Genomic DNA, 18,820 nt, shown 5'->3' on the forward strand with positions numbered 1-18,820 from the left:
GCCGCCCTACTTGTTTCAAAGAGGAGGAGACGCACATGCAAATCGACATGCCCGCGGCCATCGCCGCCATGCGCCAGCCCGATCAGGTCATGCGACTGGACCGCTTGGGGTCCTTTCACCAAACCCGCTTGTCCTTCATGCGTATCCTCTTGCGCCGGATGAAGGATGAGGGATGGCGCGTCGAGCGCCGCCAATTCGATATAGACGCGCGCGGTACCGGCACTGCTGTCTATACCGCACACGGGCCGCAGCGTAGCTATAGCCTGATCGCCTTCGCAAACGATCTGGACCCGGAAAAGCGGTCTGACCGGGTGATTGCCACGGAATGGGACGCGACCTTTACCCTTTTTGACGGCATCCCGGCCGAGGATGATATCACCCGCCTGCGCGCAAACGTTCCGCGCCAGGAGGCAGGCCGCATCAGCCAGAGCGAGCTGTCGCTGAGCCGGGCCAACCGCTCGGTTCGTCTGTGGGATCATGTCGTCGCCGCGCTGGCGGCGGGCGACCAGCCGGACCCGGGCATGATTGAGGACGTAGGATATCTGATGCGCACGACGGCCGTCTATGGCTCGGGCAAGTTCGGCGCGGCAGACCGGGAGGCAACATCTAGCAGACCTGAATTTCAGGCACCTTACCAAGTTGAGATGCTGTCGGTCTATCTCACCCGCGCCTTCGTCATGGATCTGGTCGAGGATATGGCCCGCCAGCGCGCCCCCGCGACCGCAGTGCCGCTGGAGGCGGGATTGCGCCGCAGCTTTGGCATTGGCAATTCCACCGGCCTCGGCATGGCGCCCTATCTGCTGAACCATCCTGCGCTGCTGCACAGCTGGATCGCCGCGCGCGAAACGGCGCTGTCGCGCGTGCGCGGCCTGCCCGTCGCGCAGGCTCGTCATATTGACGCGTTTCGCCAGATTGTAGCGCGCGCGATCCTCCACGCCGAAGGGTGGCGCAGCAGTCATCCCATCCAGATTGCCAAGCTGGCCGATCTGCGCGCCGACCTTGCGCAGCTAAGTGCGCATTTGCAGGATGCGGACCTGACAGGTGCCTGCCCGTGGGACCGCCTATGGCTTTGGGCTGTGGACGCGCTGACGCTGGAGGGGCAGGAGCAGCTGGTGTCCCTGCTGATGGAGCCATATCCCGAGTTGGTCGATGAGCTGGCCGATACAATGGCCTGCGATGAGGACTGTCATTGGCGCATCGCAGGCGACATGACCTGTGCGCGGCTGAGGGATGTGGTGCAGTCCATCTATGGCTGGGCGCTGGATATCGACTGGACCGCGCCAAGCGCAAATGCGCGCGTCTGGTACGTGTCCGAGGCCAAGCTGGAGCCGCGGCTGGGCGAGCGCTATCTAGAGCCTATCGAGCCCTACGAGCAGCCCCTTAGCCCCGGCCGCGACGCCGCGCGCCTGATCGCGGCGCTGGACTGCTTCGACGGCGATACCGTCGCCGACTTTGTTTTGGCCCATCCCGAACATCGCCACATTGTCCGCCGTGTGCAGATCGCCGCGCGTCTGCCCTATGCCGAGATCCGCGGCAACACCATCGGCGAGGGGTTGCTGCCCATCGACATGCTGCGCGCCAAGCTCAGCTTTTTCGGCGCATGCCGGTTTGACCCGCGATCAGATCGCTGGGTGCGCATCACTATGTTCCAGAATGCGCCCTACCCCGATGAGCTGGCAGGCGGCGACGCCGACGACTGGACCTATCCACCGCTGGAGGCATCGTGAGCTGGTCCCTCAGTGAGGTCGAAGGACTTGCGCGCAAGGCCGCACGCGGATCAGGCTTTAGCTGGGGCATGGCCGAGGAAGCAGGCAAGGCGGTGCGCTGGCTGGTCGGGATTGGCCTGCCCGGCCCCGAGGCGCTGGCAGAGTTCTTAGAGGCGCATGACCGCAGCCCACACGCGATGATGCGGCCCGGCGATACGGGCGTGAACACATGGCGCGCAAAAGGCGGTACAATCTGCCCCATCTCGGCCGGCGCCGCGCTATGCGATCTGGCCCAAAACGACGCGCCCAGCCGCAATATTCACATCATCGGCTGCGCCTATCCGCTGCTGCTGCTACCCTTCGTGCGCGGCGCCGCCGAAGATGGTGGCCAGCCCGAGCGCATGATCTGGAATGCCGGAGAGTTCGCCTTTGCGGCGGACGTGCGCGGACACACGGACGCGCCAATGACTGCATGCGCCGATGTTTATATTCAGGCGGGGATGGCAGGCGACCTGCCACTTCGGACATGCCAGATGCGATACAACCTGGCCGAAGGACCAGCCGCCCGCCTCGCCCTGATGGCTGCGCGCACATATGCACCCGACACCGAAGAAAGCCGCACTGCCGGGGCCGGAGCAGGGCTAAGCGACAATGATTAATGCGCCTCTGCACCTTTCGCCTGCTGTTGGGGTATGTAAGCTAAGATGAAGCAGCAAAAGCCTCAGTCAAATTCGCGCAACCGGGCGACGTAGCGGGCCAGCGTGTCGATCTCAAGGTTGACCGCATCCCCAACGGCGGCGCGGCCCCACGTAGTCACGTCTTTGGTGTGCGGAATGAAATTGATGCCAAATTCGCAGCCATTCACCTCGTTCACGGTTAGCGACGTGCCGTTCAGCGCGACCGACCCCTTGGGCGCGACAAATCGGGCCAGCGCATCCGGCGCCGTCAGAGTGACGCGCGTGCTGCTGCCCTCATCGTGCATATCGGTGATCCGCGCGATGCCGTCGACATGGCCCGATACGATGTGGCCCCCCAGCTCGTCCCCGACCTTGAGCGCGCGTTCCAGATTGATCGTACGGCCTTCGCGCCAGTCGACCAAATTGGTCTTGGACACAGTCTCGGCCGAGATCTGCACGTCGAACCAATCCGCGCCCGTCTCGATGACGGTCAGGCATACGCCGTCGCAGGCGATGGACGCGCCCAGATCGATGGTGCCGGTGTCGTATCCACATCCGATGCGCGCGCGCAGATCGCCCTGCTGCTGAAGCGAGCGCAGCGTGCCCTGATCGGTGATTATGCCTGTGAACATGCGTCTGGTATCCCGTAAGGTTCAATCCTGAGGTAACCGCGCATCCGTCGCCCGGCAAGACAGCCGAAGGCAATTGTCTTAATTTTGCCTATAACCGTGGTTATTTTTTTCGGCGGTTAGCCTTTGGTAAGTCTATGCGAGTATGAAGACGCCATGAGCACTGAATCCGGCGCACGCCACGTCTTTTTGTTCCTCCAAGGGCCGCACGGCCCTTTCTATGCTCGGCTGGGGCGGATGTTGCGCCGCGCTGGCGCCGAGGTATGGCGCGTCGGCTTTAATGCTGGCGACAGTGCGTTTTGGCCTGACAGGTCCAGCTATGTGCCCTATCGCGGTGCGCCAGATGACTGGACGGATACGCTGGGCGCCTTGCTAACGGACAAGCGCGTGACCGACATCGTGCTATATGGCGACACCCGCCCCATCCACGCCGAGGCGGTGAGACAGGCGCGCGCGCGCGGCCTGCGCCTACACGTCTTTGAAGAGGGATATATGCGCCCCTACTGGGTTACGTATGAACGCGGCGGCAGCAACGGAAACTCGCGTCTCATGGACCTTAGCGTCGCGCAAATGCGCGTCGATCTGGAACAGTCAGACATGGACAGCGCCCTGCCCCCGGCCAGTTGGGGCGACATGCGCCATCACATATTTTACGGCGCGCTATATCATTTCTGCGTCCTGGCGCTGAACCGCCGGTATCGCAATTTCAAACCGCACCGCGCAATTTCTGTGCGCAAGGAATTCTCGCTTTATCTGCAACGTCTGCTGCTAATGCCCGCGCAGGCGATCGACCGGCGGCTGGCGACGTGGCGTATCCGTCATGGTGGGTTTCCCTATCATCTGGCGCTCTTGCAGTTAGAGCATGACAGCAGCTTTCAGATGCATTCGCCCTTCGCGACGATGGCCGATTTCTTGGAAACGGTCGTGACAGGTTTTGCACACGGTGCCCCGACGCATCACCATCTGGTATTCAAGGCGCATCCGCTGGAGGATGGCCGCGTGCCAGTGCGCCGCGATCTGCGCCGCCTCGCCCACGCGCATGGCGTTGCAGATCGTGTGCATTACGTGCGCGGTGGCAAACTGGCGAGGCTGCTGGACGAGGCACGCAGCGCGGTCACGGTTAATTCTACTGCCGCGCAGCAGGTGCTGTGGCGCGGAATTCCGCTCAAGACGTTCGGCCAAGCCGTCTATGATAAGCCGGAGTTTGTCTCCACCAAGCCTCTGGCAGAATTCTTTGCCGGAGCAGAGCGCCCGGATCGCAAGGCGTACACTGATTATCGCCGCTATCTTCTGGAAACCAGCCAGATCGCAGGCGGATTTTACTCGGCGCGCGGACGGCGCCAACTCTTGCGCCAAGCGGTCGATATGATGCTAAGTGCGGACGATCCCTATGATGCCCTGCATAGTGGCACCGCGGCACCGCGGCAACAGTTACGGGTTGTGACGTGAGGCATATGGCCCGTAGCGCTTTATTTTCATTTCCAAATAGGCTAGCGTAAACGCTGATATACGCCGCGCAGACGGCGATACGACGACGACCGAGGCAGAAAATCAGGTCGAGGAGACCGAGCAGTGAACATCCAGACAAGCCGATGGGCGCGGTCCATCGCCCTCGTGGCCGTTGCCATGATAGTGGCGTCATGCGGTATCCTTCCTCAGGTTGGACCTAATAAACGTCAAATTTATGCCGGTTCCGTTGATCGGGAAGGCGATGCGTTCATCGTGTCGGTCAACGACCGCGTGACGCGCGCGACTGCCGTGCAGCCTGCGCTGGGATTTAGCGACGCGTTCCGTAATGCAGGCCAGCTTGGTTCCGATACGATCCGGCCCGGCGATACGCTAGGCCTGACGATTTGGGAGAACGTCGACGATGGCCTGCTGGCTGGCGAGGCGACAAACCAAACCGTACTGGAAGAAGTGCAGGTTGACGGCAGCGGGTTTATCTTTGTGCCATATGCCGGCCGTATTCGCGCGGCGGGCAACACGCCCGAAGCGATCCGCCGGATTATAACGTCCAAGTTGGACGAGCAGACGCCGGACCCGCAGGTTCAGGTTCGCCGCCTTGCCGGTGACGGTGCGACGGTGTCGCTGGTCGGCTCTGTCGGGGCGCAGGGCGTCTATCCTATCGAGCGGCCTACGCGCACTTTGGCGGCGATGCTCTCGGCTGCGGGGGGTATCGTGATACCGGCTGAAGTGGCGCAGATTACCGTTCTGCGCGGCGGTGAGCGTAGCAAGGTCTGGTTCCAAGACCTCTACAAGCACCCGGAATTTGATATCGCGCTGCGCGGCGGCGACCGTATCTTGGTCGAGCAGGATACCCGCGCCTTTACCGCACTTGGCGCCACTGGCGCGCAATCGCGCGTGACGTTCGAGACGCAGACGCTATCCGCGATCGAGGCAATAGCGACTGTGGGGGGCCTTCAAGCGTCTGCTGCCGATCCCACCGGCGTCTTTATCTTGCGGAATGAGCCTGCGGCGATCGCAAATCAGGTGCTGGGCCGCAGCGATCTCATCGGCGATCAGCGCCTCGTCTATGTGCTGGACCTGACCCGTCCCAATGGCATGTTCATGGCGCGTGATTTTTCGGTCCGCGATCAAGATACGCTTTATGTGACCGAGGCACCCTTCGCACAGTGGAGCAAGGTGATCGGCGCCCTTACAGGCTCGCTAGGCGTCGTTGCAAATGTCGATTCCGCCACGACAGCCTTTGGCGGCTAATGCCTGCGCATGGCGAAAATGATCCCGCCGGGGCCGAGGGGCGCCGGCGGGTTTTCTATTTCAACGCCGGTTTTCTGCGCCAGCGCCGTCTCAGGCGCATCATGGATCTGGCCGGATACGACATGCGCCTCGGCTGGCCCGGCGCGGATGATCTGGTGGCCGTCTGGGGCCACAGCCCCTACGCTCACCGAGGCGAGGCAGCGGCGGCGCGCACGGGTGCGGGTCTGCTCCGGCTAGAGGATGCATGGCTCCGTTCAATCCACCCAGGCCGCTCGGGCAGCCCGCCCCTGGGCCTCTTGATCGACGGGCGCGGCGCGCATTTCGACGCATGCCGACCGTCGGATCTGGAGGTGCTGCTTGGCACGCATCCGCTGGACGACACAGCGCTGATGGACCGTGCCCGCGCCTCAATCTCACGGCTGCAACAGGCACGCCTTAGCAAATACAACGCCCATGATCCCGCCCTGCCCTGCCCCGATCCGGGCTATGTTCTGGTCATCGACCAAACCTATGATGACGCCGCCGTGCGGCTGGGCGGCGCGGATGCGAACACATTTCGCGAGATGCTGTACTATGCGCAGGAGGATAATCCCGGCGCGCGGATCGTGGTGAAAACACATCCCGAGACGGCAGCGGGCCACCGCGCCGGATATTTCAGCACGGCCGATAAGGCGGCCCATATCACCATCCTTGATACACCCGCCTGTCCTTGGTCCCTGCTGGAAGGGGCCACCGCCGTCTATACTGTGTCCAGCCAACTAGGGTTCGAGGCGATTTTTGCCGGACATCGCCCGCGCGTGTTCGGCCAGCCTTTTTATGCCGGCTGGGGCCTGACGGATGACCGCCATCCCTTGGCGCTGCCGCGCCGGGGCCGTACGCTCAGCCGCGCGCAGATCTTTGCGGCGGCGATGATCCTCTATCCAAAATGGTACGACCCCTTTCGCGATCAGCTCTGCGAGATCGAAGACGCTATCGCCGCGCTTGAGGCCGAGGTGCGTAGTTTTCGCGAGGATCGCCTTGGCTGGGCTGCGCATGGCATGCGCCTGTGGAAACGCGGACCGCTACAGCGCGTCTTTGGCCGCCACAAACGGATGGTCTTTCACGGTGGCGCGCCAGAGCGGCGGCATATGGTCTGGGCAGGCAAGGCAGATCAGGCCCCCGAGGGCGCCGTGCGCGTCGAGGACGGCTTTCTGCGCTCGCGCGGTCTGGGCGCGCGGCTGGTGCCGCCACTCAGCTTGGTTCTGGACACGCGCGGCATCTATTATGACCCCAGCCAGCCCAGCGACCTGGAGGCTTGGATTGCCCGCCGCGCACATATGCGCCCCGACCAGACCCGCCGCGCCGAGGCGCTGATGACACAGATCATTGCGCAGGGTGCGACCAAGTATAACTTGGGCGGCGCGGCCCCGGACCTGCCCAAGGGACACCGCATCCTGGTGCCCGGCCAGGTCGAGGATGATGCGTCAATCCGGACCGGCGCAGGGCATATATGCACCAATCTGGCGCTGCTTCAGGCGGTGCGCGCGGCCAATCCGGATGCTGTGATCCTCTACAAACCCCATCCCGACGTCGAAGCGGGCTTGCGGCCCGGCGCTATAACGCCCGGCGCGGCCGAGGAGTTGGCCGATATGGTACTGACCCGCGCCGATCCCGCCGCACTGCTGCGCGATGTGAACCGGGTCTGGACCATGACGTCACTCTTGGGCTTTGAAGCGTTACTGCGCGAAGTTCCTGTCACGACCACGGGCGCACCGTTTTATGCAGGGTGGGGCCTGACTACCGATCTGGGCACGATCCCGGCCCGCCGCAGCGCACGGCCCGCGCTGGCGGGCCTCGTCCATGCCACGCTGATCGATTACCCACGCTATTTCGATCCCGTGACCGGCCTGCCCTGCACCGCAGAACTGGTGTTGGAGCGTTTGGCAACGGGCACGGTGCCCCTGCCCAGCCCCGCAAACAGGGTATTGTCAAAACTACAGGGCCTCTTTGCGTCTCGTGCTGCGCTCTGGCGCTAGAATGGCAAAACGCCGCATACCTATGCAGGCACGCGGCGCTTTTATCGTTAGATAAAACCTAAAATTTAAGCCCTCACTTCAGGCGCGCTCGGAATATTCCATGGTTTCTGTATTCACGATGATAGCCTCGTCCTGCCCAACGAAGGGCGGCACCATCACCTTGACGCCATTGTCCAGAATAGCCGGCTTGAAGCTGTTGGCGGCTGTCTGGCCTTTAACCACCGGCTCAGTCTCGACGACCATGCAGGTCACCTTTTGCGGCAGTGTGGCGTTCAGCGCCTCATCCTCATGATATTCGATATGGATGGTCATTCCGTCCTGCAGAAATGGGCGACGCTCGCCCAGCAGTTCAGCAGGCAACTCCATCTGCTCATAGGTTTCAGTGTCCATGAACACCAGCATGCCATCCAATTCATAGAGGAATTGCTGGTCTTTCTGATCAAGGCGCACGCGCTCAACCTTGTCGGCAGAGCGGAAACGCTCGTTCAGCTTGCTACCGTTGCGCAGGTTGCGCATTTCGACTTGGGCAAAGGCACCGCCCTTGCCAGGCTTGACGTGATCGACTTTTACAGCCGACCACAAACCACCGTTGTGCTCCAGCACGTTACCGGGGCGAATCTCGTTTCCGTTGATCTTGGGCATTGTGGCAAAATCCTGACGAAAGGTTGATAGAATTCAGGCCAACCCTATATCTTGTGATCAGCAAGGGGGCAAGCCAACGATATGTCGTGCTGCAGGTGCAGCAGCCATGCGGTGATCGCATATCAGGTATGCATATCTGCTCTATCCGAATCGGACAGAGTGCTCCATAACGAGGCCTAAGCTGAAAACGCAAGACTAATAAAGCAAGGACGAACCATGAAGGATTTCGTTGACGGTGCCGCCTTCAATAACGAGCAAGGCAACCGGGCACGCAAACTTTTCGCAGCCGTTGTACTGGCCGCGTTAGACGACGCCATTTCTGACGACAAGAAGTACGGCAACGGCCCTGACCAGATCGCACGCTGGGCACGGTCCCGCGACGGACGCGAAGTGTTGTCCTGCGCCGGGATTGACCCGAACGAGCGTGTTGTGTCGGGCCTGATGGACTTTGTGTCCAAGGGTGTTCGCACATCCGTTGCGCTGTCGCGCGAAGAAAGCGAGCGTCGTCATGCCGCCGCCGCACAGGCCGAAGCCGCCTAAACTACGCTGCCTAAACTACGCTAGAGACTGCTGATGTCGAAGCCCTGCCACTGGCGGGGCTTTTTCATTTCATCGCCGCGTAGTGCCGCCCTATAAGCGGGGCATGAATAGGGGGCGCTGGATGGCACGCGCGATAATGATACAGGGCGCAGGCTCCAACGTGGGCAAGTCGATGTTGGTGGCGGGCCTCGCGCGGGCCTGTGTCCGGCGCGGGCTGAACGTCGCACCGTTCAAGCCGCAGAATATGTCGAACAATGCCGCCGTCACAGAAGACGGGGGCGAGATCGGGCGCGCCCAAGCGCTACAGGCACGCGCCGCCGGACGTGCACCGCATACCGACATGAACCCAGTTCTGCTAAAACCAGAGAGCGAGACAGGCGCGCAGATCGTTGTGCAGGGCCACGTCATCGGCAGTTGGCAGGCCCGCGCATACCCCGATCGTAAGGCCGACCTGATGCGCGCCGTCCTAGAGAGCTTCATCCGTCTGGCCGCCACTGCCGATCTGGTGCTGGTCGAGGGTGCGGGCAGCCCGGCAGAAATCAACCTGCGAAAAGGCGACATCGCCAATATGGGCTTTGCCGAAGCGGCAGGCGTGCCGGTCGTTCTAGTCGGCGATATAGACAGGGGCGGCGTCATCGCGCAAATCGTTGGAACGCAGGCCGTGCTGCCACCAGAGGATGCATCCCACATCAAAGCGTTCGCGATCAACAAATTTCGCGGCGATCCGCTTCTGTTTGACGATGGCCTCACCGCGATTGAGAAGCGCACAGGCTGGCCATCTCTCGGTGTGATCCCTTGGTTTCAGGAGGCATGGCGCCTGCCGGCAGAGGATGCGCTAGATATCGTTCAGCGCCCCGGCGGTGCGTTCAAGGTGGTCGTACCGCGTCTTGGCCGCATCGCCAATTTTGACGATCTGGATCCGCTGAGCGCAGAGCCGGGCATCACCGTGCAGATGATTGAGCCGGGGCGCCCCCTGCCTGGCGATGCCGGGCTGGTGCTAATCCCCGGCAGCAAGTCGACCATCGCCGATCTGGCCGAATTTCGCGCCAACGGCTGGGATATTGATCTGGCCGCGCATATTCGGCGCGGCGGTCCGGTGCTGGGGATCTGCGGTGGCTACCAGATGCTGGGCCGCACAATATCAGATCCCGGCGGGGTCGAAGGGCCGGCCTGCACCGTCACCGGGCTGGGGCATCTGGATATCGAGACAGTTATGCAGCCGGAAAAACGGCTGTCGCTAACAAAGGGGAGCCATCCGGCCAGCGGCACAGAGGTGACGGGATACGAAATTCACATGGGCCGCACGACAGGCCCTGATTGCGCCCGCGCATGGCTGAGTATGGATGGTCGGCCTGAGGGGGCAGCCAGCGCAGATGGTCTGGTACAGGGCTGCTATGTGCACGGCCTGCTGGCGTCAGACGCATTTCGCGCGGTTTTCATGGCCGGGCTGGGCACCGCGTCGCAATTGCATTTCGATAGCGGCGTCGACGAGGTGCTGGATGTACTAGCCGATCATCTAGAGGCCCACATGAATATCGATTTACTGCTTTCACTGGCGCGTGAGCCGTCCATTTAGGCGCCATCGCGCGCGCTTTGCAACCTCCACGCCGCCCGCATTTCGCAAAGTTAGTTCAGCTCTTGACTGGCCATCGCACGGTGAATCTCGCGGCGGACCAGCTTACGCACATTGCGGGTAATCCGCTCGCCCAATGCGCCCTGTAATTCTTGCCGGACAATATCAGCGACCAGATCACGCAACGCATCCTCGTCAAGGAAGTCGTCGTTGGCGCCCAAAAACTCTGCATTATCAGCCGCCTGCGATTCCGAGCGCTGCGCGTCGTCTAGGTCTTGCGTGCGATCGTCGACAGCGAAATTTTCAGGAATATCGTCCTCGGGTTGCTCTTGTGCCTGCCGTGATGCAGCCTCCTCCGGCGCGGGATCGTCTGCCTCATCCTCCGCTACGATCGCGGCGTCTTCGACGGCTTGTGCAATATCCTTGGCGCGAAGTTCGTCGGCTTTATCATTATCTTGCTCTGCGTCCGCTTCAGCCGTTTCGCTGTCGCCCAAATCTTCTTCCCACGGAAGCGGTGATCCAGTCTCGCCGGAATTTGCATCCGAGCTGGCGCCATCAGGGTCCCACTGATCACTCTGCCGCGCGACAACCTCTTCGAATTCGGCAACGCGTGCCTTTAGTTCATTAGAACGGTCCAGCGGCGGGCCATTTTCATCAGGTGTTTCTGTGGCCAGATCTGTTTCTGTGGCCAGATCGTCATCCGATAGATTGCTCTCTTGCGGGCTTAGTTCTGAAACCTGATCTGAGGGTTCAGCGACAAAGGGTGCAGGCGAATCGACGCGCAAAGAGGGGGTCAGAACCAGCTTTTCTGGTTCATCCTGAGCTGCCTCAAACTCCTGCGCACCACTCACAGACGGCGCGTTGGCACCAACTGCCACCTCAGCAGGTTTCACCTGCGATTTTGCAGGGCGCTCGTCGCTGGATACAAGCCGCCGGATGGATGACAGCACGTCCTCGATTTCGATATTCGTGACGGGATCGGACATGGTTTTTATCGCCCTCGTTTTTTGCCTCCTGCGCAGCTTACCTACGCGGCGCATTTCGCACAACAGATAGGCGCAGTTTTACTGATTTCCGATTTTGCGCAGCACACGGTCCAGCGACTTGCCACGTTCGCTTAGGGCCGCTGGCGCGTCCTTGACCAAGTTGTAATAGGCTGCTGGATCATAGCTTTGCACTGCCAGTTGCAGGTCGCGCACCGTCAGCTCTCCGGTGGATTCCAGCACGGAATAGGCGGCGATAAAAACATCGGCCTGCGCCGAAATCTGGTTGGCCTGCGCGTCCAGATACTCCTGCTCGGCGTTCAGCACGTCCAATGTGGTGCGTGCGCCCAGCTTGGCCTCCTCATTGACGCCGTCAAAGGCGACGCGGCCGGCGCGCACCGCCTCGGCGGTTGCCGTGGCAGAGGCGCGGGCGGCTTGCAAAATGGCGTAAGCATTGCCGACATTCTGGCGAATCCGGTCGCGCGTGACGTGCAGCGCGCCCAATTGGGCATCGCGCTGGGCAAACGCGCGCCGCTTGGCCGAGGACAGCGCGCCCCCCTGATAGATGGGCCCGCCGATCTGAAGACCGAAGCTACCGCTATCGGCCGAGGTGTTTCCATTCAGGCGCTCGGTCACGCCAAGGCTGCCATTAAGCGAGACGCGCGGCTTCATCGCGGCCTCGGCCACCAAAACATTTAGCTTGGCCGTAGAAACGTCGTGCTGGGCGGCCAGCATATCTGGGTGGCTGCGCAGGGCGACCTGCTTGGCCGTCTCCTCGCTGCGCGTCAGTCTGGGCAGGCTAGGTGGCTGTGAGATGTCACCGGGGCTCTTGCCCACGACAGCGATGTATTCCTCTATCGCGCGCTTCAGATCGCCCTCCGCAGTAGCAAGGTTGCTGCGCGACAGCGACAGGCGCGCCTCGGCCTGCGCGACGTCTGTGCGCGTCACCTCGCCCACGTCAAAGCGATCCTGCGCGGCGCGCAGAGATTCCCCGATAACGCGCACGTTATTGCGGCGTAGTGCCACAAAGCGCGTGTTGCGCTGTACATTCATATAAGCCTGAACAGCGCGCAGCAGCACCTGCTGCTCAATACTGACCAGCGACTGGCGTGTGGACAGCACCAGTTCCTTGGCAGCGTCAATGGTCAGTTGCGTGCGGCCAAAATCATAGAGCAGCCATTCGGCGGTGATACCTGCGTTGAGATTGGTCGAGCCAGAGCTAGAGTTACTGAACGATGCACTAACACTGCTTCCGCTCCGGGTCTTGGAATAGCTGCGCGTCACGTCCGTGGACCAGCTAATGATCGGGCGCAGTCCAGCAACGGTGCCAGCCACATCCTCATCAGCGGCGCGCAGCAGGGCGCGGTTCTGCTCTAGCAGGCCACTGGTGTTGTACGCGCCGGCCAGCGCGTCTGCCAGCGTATCGGCATAGGCGGCAGGCGCTAAGGCGGCCATGACGGCGACGGCGATCCAGCCACGCGCCCGTCCAGCAATTGTGCCCGCCGGTTTGCGCCGTCCCGTGTGTGAGCGGATTGTCATTATATCGTCCTTTCGACAATCGGGCGCCTGGGCCCCGACGAAGATTTAAGCGCTAAAGAATGAAGGCCGCGTGCTTTTCAAAGCCGGGCATCACTGGCGCACCGGCATTGAACGCAAATCGCCAAGTGATCTTACCATTTGATTTGTAGCCAATGCGAACCGCGCCCAGCGCCCCCTCCATAAAGAGACACGCGATACGCCCACCATCCTTCAACTGGTCGGTGATGACATGCGGCAAATGCTGCACGGCGCCTTCAATAGCGATGACGTCATAGGGGCCATGCTCTGGCGCGCCGCCGGCCAACGCTGCGGTGTGGACGATCACATTGTCGGCCCCGTGCTCCCTCAACAAATCCTCGGCCTCAGCGCTCATCGCCTCGTCCTCCTCCAGCGCGACAACAGCCTCGGCCATGAGCGCGATAACAGCGGCGGAATAGCCCAGCGCGCTGCCGACGTCGAGGACAAGATCATCGCCGCGAATATCCAGCGCATCCAGCATCTTGGCCAACGTGCGCGGCTCAAGCATTACCCGGCCTGCACCCAAATCGAGGTTTTCGCCCATATAGGCCGCCTCGCGCAGGGGGCGCGGTACGAACGCCTCACGCGGGACCTGCAGCATAGCGTCGATAATGGGGAATTTGGTCACATCCGACGGGCGGACTTGGGTGTCTACCATCATAGTGCGGCGCTGTGCGTAATCGGTCATGGCTAAACTCGTCCGTTCAGGTGCGTTGGAACGGGTTTTGCCACAGAACATGGGCGTGAGCAACGGTGCAGTGGCCCGAGGGGCCACCCATAGATCGGCCTTGGCTGGGCCGCGCGGCCATCACTGGATCGGCGGTTTGGCGTCACCCTGATATTATCCTATGGCCACGAGTGGCAACGCGTCCTCATCCCCGCTCAAAAGGTCAGCAGTCGGACCAATCGGCGTATAGCCGACCGGCGCCGAGGCAATGATCCGGCGCAGCGCGGCAATATCCTGCCTCTGGCAGGCCGCCAGCAGCGCATCCAGCAGCTGGTCCAGCCGGTCCGGGCCGAGGAATGTCTCACTCGCCGTCATAATGCGCGGATGCTGGGTCTGGCCCGCACTATCGCCGATCAACAGCTCCTCGAACAGCTTTTCTCCGGGGCGCAGCCCGGTAAAGCAGATCTCGATATCGCCCCTGGGCTGGGCCGCCTTCGCGCTGGGTTGGCCGATATCGGGATGCAGCGCGGGCAAGACGCGGTAAGGTGTCAGGCCCGATAGCCGCACGATGCGATCCGCCAGATCCACGATCTTGAGCGGCTCGCCCATATCCAAGAGAAAGACATCGCCCCCGGTCGCCATTGCGCCCGCCTGAATGACCAGCTGTGCTGCCTCGGGGATTGTCATGAAATAGCGTGTCATTTCGGGATGCGTCACTGTGATTGGGCCTCCCTGCTCGACCTGCTGGCGAAACCGGGGAATGACCGACCCCGATGAGCCGAGAACATTGCCGAAACGCACCATCGAAAAAATTGTGCCATTTTGCCTGCGCGCGGCGGCTTGGCAGACCAGCTCGGCCAGCCGCTTGGAGGCGCCCATCATGTTGGTCGGGCGTACCGCCTTGTCGGACGATATCAGAATGACCGACTCAACGCCTGAAGCTATGGCGCTGTCGGCCACTGCCTCGGTGCCGAATACGTTGTTACGCAGCCCCTCAACAACGTTCTGTTCGACCAGCGGGACGTGTTTGTACGCGGCGGCGTGGTAGATAGTCTGCACGCCGAACCGCTTTAGCGCGGCTGACAGGCGCCGTGGATTTTGCACCGACCCCATCAGCGGCACCAGCTGTACATCCAGACCCTGCGCCGTGATCGTATCGTTCAGCTCGTTATTCAGGGTATAAAGCGCCAGTTCCGACAGCTCCCACAGGATCAAAATGCGCGGCCCTTGCAGGACGATCTGGCGGCACAGCTCGGACCCGATCGATCCGCCGGCGCCAGTGACCATCACCACCTTGCCCGCCGTGTTGCCGCGCATTAGCGGCTCCATCGGTGGAACAGGGTCGCGGCCCAGCAAATCCTCAATGGCGACGTCATGCAGATCCTCCAGCCGGGCCTTGCCCGACAGGATCGCGGACATACCGGGGATTGTCTGGACCCGCACCGGCAGCTTCTCCAGCCGCTCAACGATCGCGCGTCTTTCAGCGCGCGATGCGCTTGGAACAGCCAGGAGCACCAACTTGACCCCGTGCATCTGCACCAGACGGGCCAGACGACTGGGATCATGGATACGGATGCCGCCCACTTCGGAATCGTGCAGTTCGGCCGCGTCGTCAACGAATGCGACAGACACGAAATCTGCGTGCTCGCGCAGCGAGCTAAGCAATTGCCGCCCCGCGCGTCCGGCGCCATAGATCAGCACCGGCTTGCGACCCTCAGACGCATGTCGTTGCAGTACCTCCCGCAGGGCCATGCGTAATCCGCCCAATACGCACATCGCGATAAGCAAATAGATCGGCGCGGCGCTCCATGGCAGCGGCACTTGGGTCATGTTAATCGCGCTAATCAGAACTGCCGCCGAGGCGATCACCCCGGCAAAGATCGTCATTAACAACTGCACGGATAGATATCGGACAACCGCCCGGTAAAACCCAAGCCGCACAAAGATCAGCAGACTGACTGGCACGAATATCGCGGCGGCCGCCCAGAAGGATGGCAGCAGCATCGCACTAGCCGCACCGCCAAGCGCAGTCGCACAAACATAGCTAAGCAGCAGCAAACCAGCGTCAGCCGCCAGCTGCAGCAAACGCTTGTGGCTGCGTTTTAGGCTCAGAAGGTGATTTAGGGCGCCGTTCAGCATTCGGGCGTGCTTTCCTCAGCTTGGCGCATGGACTCCATGTTCGTTAGTATTTGCGTCATTTGGGTTATTTTCGCAACCCCTGCGTGTATTTGCTAGCGCAATTTCGCGCTAAGTGCAGCAAGGTATATGGAGGCAGATACTGCTGCGCAGGTGCGCGCCGCGTGGGTCAGTACCGCCTAGGGCGGGCTGGCCAGCAAATATCCCGTCCGCGCCCACCGGCGATAATCCCCACGCGGCGCGCGGACCCGCTTTTGCCTGCGCGCGCAATCCACTATGCTGAGGCAAAACTCAAACAAAACGAGGCAGGCATGAGCGGTAATCCAAGATTAACACGGCGACACTTTGGCATAGGATTGGCGGCACTGGGCGTGTCGGCCTGCGGCGATATGCGCGGCGGCGTGATGGCCGGTGCATCCGAGGCCAGCGGGCCTGCCCCGCTTGCGGACGATCTACGTCCTACCGCGAACAGTGCTTATGACGCGTGGGTCAACTCATTTCGCGCCCGCGCGGGTGGATACGGCATTTCCGATAGCACGCTGAGCGCTGGCTTTCGCGGCGCGGGGTACCTGCCCGGCGTGGTCAAGCGGGATCGCAACCAGACCGAATTCACCCGCACGCTGGAGGATTACCTGTCTATCGCCGCCTCTGACGAACGGATTGCCAAGGGCCGCGCGGCCTTCGCGCGCCATCGCACGACGTTGAGCGCGCTGGAGGCCCGCTATGGTGTCGACGCCCAAATCATCGCCGCGATCTGGGGGCTCGAGAGCTTCTATGGTGAGCGGCGCGGAAACGTGCCGGTCATCTCGGCCACCTCGACACTGGCCTTTGACGGGAGGCGCGGCGCATTTTTCGAAAAGCAGTTGGTTGCGGCGCTGAAGATAATTCAGAACGGCGACATTGACGCCCCCCGCATGCTGGGCAGCTGGGCGGGCGCGATGGGTCACACGCAATTCATTCCGACCTCGTACGAGTTGTTTGCAGTCGACTTCACCGGCGACGGGCGGCGCGATATCTGGTCCGAAGATCCCAGTGACGCGCTTGCTTCGACCGCGGCGTATCTGGCGAAAAGCGGCTGGACGCGCGGCACAAAATGGGGCCGCGAACTTGCCCCCGGCGAGGCCGCAAGTGGCACCGTGATCCAGCCACAGGCAGGCGGTCCGCGCTTTGCCGTGACCGGAAATTTTCGCGCGATCAAGCGCTACAATAACTCCGATGCGTATGCGATTGGCGTCGGACACCTGTCCGACCGGATTGGCGGCGCAGGACCGCTGAAGGGCGATTTCCCGCCTGATGCAACCGGCCTGACGAAAAAGGACCGTATCGCGCTGCAGACCAAGCTGACGGCAAGGGGCTTTGACACAGACGGCACCGATGGCGTCATCGGCCCGAATACGCGGGCCGCGATTAGCGCATATCAGCGCAGTCAGGGCCTACCCGCCAATGGCGAGCCATCGGCGGATCTGCTGCGTAGTTTGCGCTGATGATTTCCTAACGACAACCGCGGGCGGCGGGCAGCGCAGGGGCGCGCCGCCGCGCCCTAAAATTACGCATACCTGGTACCTCGCGCGGTGGTTGCGGGGGCACCTCGTTTGGCGAATTATTCGGCATTTCACTGGGCGGCTGCGGTACACCTTCGGGCGGCAGGTCGTTCGGCATCTCCTTGGGCGGGTTTGGCACACCCTCTGGCGGGAGATCATTCGGCACCTCCGTAGGCGGCGGGGCCGGATCAGGCATTCCCGGGTTCTTGGGCCCCGGATTTGTAGGGTCGGGATTATTGACTGCAACGGGCATGAGTGCCTCCTTGACAAGGGGTGTCTAGACCAGTCGCGCCGGACAATCAGATCCAGCGGGCTGCGCTATTAAAACTCAATTTCGCGCCTGCGGTTCCCCGGCAGCCTATGAATGGGCGGAACCCTGCGGGCCTAAAATCCGTTGCGTCACTACCTTGGTGGAAACGACGCCCATGACCAGCCTGCCGCCCTCTTTGCGATACTACCCTGACGACCGTCCCGGTATCCGGCGCGAGAGGCGCGGGCGTGGATTCTCCTACGTTTCGGCGGACGGCACGCGAATTTCCGCAAAGGCCGAGCGCGCGCGGATTGATGCATTGGCCGTGCCTCCCGCATGGGAGGGGGTCTGGATATCACCTCTGGGAAACAGCCACCTTTTAGCCACCGGGCAGGACGCCCGCGCGCGCAAGCAGTATCGCTATCATCCTGATTGGACTGCGCTACAGGCCGAAAACAAATTCTCGACGCTGCCGGATTTTGCCGCCGCCCTGCCCGCTATCCGCCGCAAAATGCGCCGCGATCTGGCAAAGGAGCCCGGCGAGGAGGCGTTCGCCATCGCCGCCGGAATTGCGATGATCGACAGATTATCCTTGCGCGTTGGAAACCCAGAATACACGCGCGAAAACGGCACTTACGGTGCGCTAACGCTAACCGGTCGCCATGTGCGCCTAAAGGACGGGCGCCTGCATATTTCTTATGTCGGCAAGGGCGGCAAACGCGTGCGACGCCAATTGTCTGATTCGCGCCTGATGAAGGCGCTGGAACGTATTCGCGACCTGCCCGGCGCGGACCTGCTGACGTGGGTGGATGATAGCGGCACAGTGCGCAATGTATCCTCTGCCGGTCTCAATGCCTATCTGTCCGACGCGAGCGGGATGGAGGGGCTGACGGCCAAAACCTTTCGCACATGGGCAGGGACGGTCGCGGCATTTTCCGTGGCCGAAAAGACCGATACTCCGACCATCACCGCCATGGCCGAGGCCGCCGCCGAGCGGCTACACAATACTCCTGCTATTGCGCGAAACAGCTATATCCACCCTCTGGTGTTGGACTTGGCAAAATCGCCCAAGCATGCGCTACCCCAACCCAGCGGAACCCGCGAATTGAGCGTAACCGAGCAACGGCTGCAAGCGTATCTGGAAAAATAGAATTCGTTTCTCGCGACTAAGCGCCGAGAAGAGACC

General features: G+C 61.9%; 15 protein-coding genes. 9 read left to right on the plus strand and 6 right to left on the minus strand.

The annotated features are described in order from the left end of the window. Window positions 1-35: 35 nt before the first annotated feature. Window positions 36-1,727: a hypothetical protein gene (locus tag MK6180000_RS13190; RefSeq protein ID WP_246040520.1), complete on the plus strand. Its 1,692-nt coding sequence runs from the start codon at window positions 36-38 to the stop codon at window positions 1,725-1,727. Next, window positions 1,724-2,365, plus strand: a complete 642-nt coding sequence (locus MK6180000_RS13195) for a DUF3726 domain-containing protein (RefSeq protein WP_171054625.1) — start codon at window positions 1,724-1,726, stop codon at window positions 2,363-2,365. The genes MK6180000_RS13190 and MK6180000_RS13195 overlap by 4 nt, the downstream gene beginning before the upstream one ends. A 62-nt stretch (window positions 2,366-2,427) precedes the next feature. Here the strand turns inward: MK6180000_RS13195 and MK6180000_RS13200 are convergent, their stop codons facing one another. Next, entirely contained in the window at window positions 2,428-3,015 is a 588-nt protein-coding gene (locus tag MK6180000_RS13200) for a riboflavin synthase (RefSeq protein ID WP_138935149.1), read from the minus strand. Window positions 3,016-3,168: 153 nt separating this feature from the next. On the opposite strand from MK6180000_RS13200, the gene MK6180000_RS13205 reads away from it, so the two are divergent. The 3 genes from MK6180000_RS13205 (at window position 3,169) to MK6180000_RS13215 (ending at window position 7,745) form a co-directional block, all read left to right on the plus strand. Further along, complete coding sequence (locus MK6180000_RS13205) at window positions 3,169-4,461, plus strand: capsule biosynthesis protein (RefSeq protein ID WP_138935150.1); 1,293 nt, start codon at window positions 3,169-3,171, stop codon at window positions 4,459-4,461. Window positions 4,462-4,584: 123 nt separating this feature from the next. Beyond that, entirely contained in the window at window positions 4,585-5,730 is a 1,146-nt protein-coding gene (locus tag MK6180000_RS13210; protein ID WP_246040521.1) for a polysaccharide biosynthesis/export family protein, read from the plus strand. After that, the gene (locus MK6180000_RS13215) at window positions 5,730-7,745 is read left to right on the plus strand and encodes a capsular polysaccharide biosynthesis protein (RefSeq protein ID WP_138935151.1); all 2,016 of its coding nucleotides are present in this window, start codon (window positions 5,730-5,732) and stop codon (window positions 7,743-7,745) included. The genes MK6180000_RS13210 and MK6180000_RS13215 overlap by 1 nt, the downstream gene beginning before the upstream one ends. 78 nt (window positions 7,746-7,823) lie before the next feature. Here MK6180000_RS13215 and efp read toward each other — a convergent pair whose 3' ends face one another. Further along, a complete protein-coding gene (gene efp / locus MK6180000_RS13220) occupies window positions 7,824-8,387 on the minus strand; it encodes an elongation factor P (RefSeq protein ID WP_138935152.1) in 564 nt (187 codons plus the stop codon). Between the two features lie 216 nt (window positions 8,388-8,603). On the opposite strand from efp, the gene MK6180000_RS13225 reads away from it, so the two are divergent. Then, entirely contained in the window at window positions 8,604-8,927 is a 324-nt protein-coding gene (locus MK6180000_RS13225) for a DUF6280 family protein (protein WP_138935153.1), read from the plus strand. 121 nt (window positions 8,928-9,048) lie between these two features. Further along, window positions 9,049-10,503: a cobyric acid synthase gene (locus tag MK6180000_RS13230; RefSeq protein ID WP_138935154.1), complete on the plus strand. Its 1,455-nt coding sequence runs from the start codon at window positions 9,049-9,051 to the stop codon at window positions 10,501-10,503. 50 nt (window positions 10,504-10,553) lie between these two features. Here the strand turns inward: MK6180000_RS13230 and MK6180000_RS13235 are convergent, their stop codons facing one another. From MK6180000_RS13235 to MK6180000_RS13250, 4 genes are all read right to left on the minus strand, one after another. After that, window positions 10,554-11,486: a hypothetical protein gene (locus tag MK6180000_RS13235; protein ID WP_138935155.1), complete on the minus strand. Its 933-nt coding sequence runs from the start codon at window positions 11,484-11,486 to the stop codon at window positions 10,554-10,556. A 78-nt stretch (window positions 11,487-11,564) separates the two neighbouring features. Further along, entirely contained in the window at window positions 11,565-13,022 is a 1,458-nt protein-coding gene (locus tag MK6180000_RS13240; RefSeq protein WP_138935156.1) for a TolC family outer membrane protein, read from the minus strand. 52 nt (window positions 13,023-13,074) lie between these two features. Further along, on the minus strand, window positions 13,075-13,728 hold the full coding sequence (locus tag MK6180000_RS13245) for a protein-L-isoaspartate O-methyltransferase family protein (RefSeq protein ID WP_138935157.1): 654 nt from the start codon (window positions 13,726-13,728) through the stop codon (window positions 13,075-13,077). 153 nt (window positions 13,729-13,881) lie between these two features. Further along, window positions 13,882-15,846, minus strand: coding sequence for a polysaccharide biosynthesis protein (locus tag MK6180000_RS13250; RefSeq protein WP_138935158.1), 1,965 nt, complete (start codon window positions 15,844-15,846; stop codon window positions 13,882-13,884). Between the two features lie 308 nt (window positions 15,847-16,154). Here MK6180000_RS13250 and MK6180000_RS13255 point away from each other — a divergent pair, with 308 nt between their 5' ends. Then, window positions 16,155-17,327: a lytic murein transglycosylase gene (locus tag MK6180000_RS13255; RefSeq protein ID WP_138935159.1), complete on the plus strand. Its 1,173-nt coding sequence runs from the start codon at window positions 16,155-16,157 to the stop codon at window positions 17,325-17,327. 482 nt (window positions 17,328-17,809) lie between these two features. Beyond that, window positions 17,810-18,784 carry a DNA topoisomerase IB gene (locus MK6180000_RS13260; protein ID WP_138935160.1) on the plus strand — a complete coding sequence of 325 codons (975 nt, stop codon included), beginning with the start codon at window positions 17,810-17,812 and terminating at the stop codon, window positions 18,782-18,784. Window positions 18,785-18,820 lie beyond the last annotated feature (36 nt).

The sequence above is a fragment of the Roseovarius arcticus genome (assembly GCF_006125015.1).
GTDB classification, from domain to species: domain Bacteria; phylum Pseudomonadota; class Alphaproteobacteria; order Rhodobacterales; family Rhodobacteraceae; genus Roseovarius; species Roseovarius arcticus.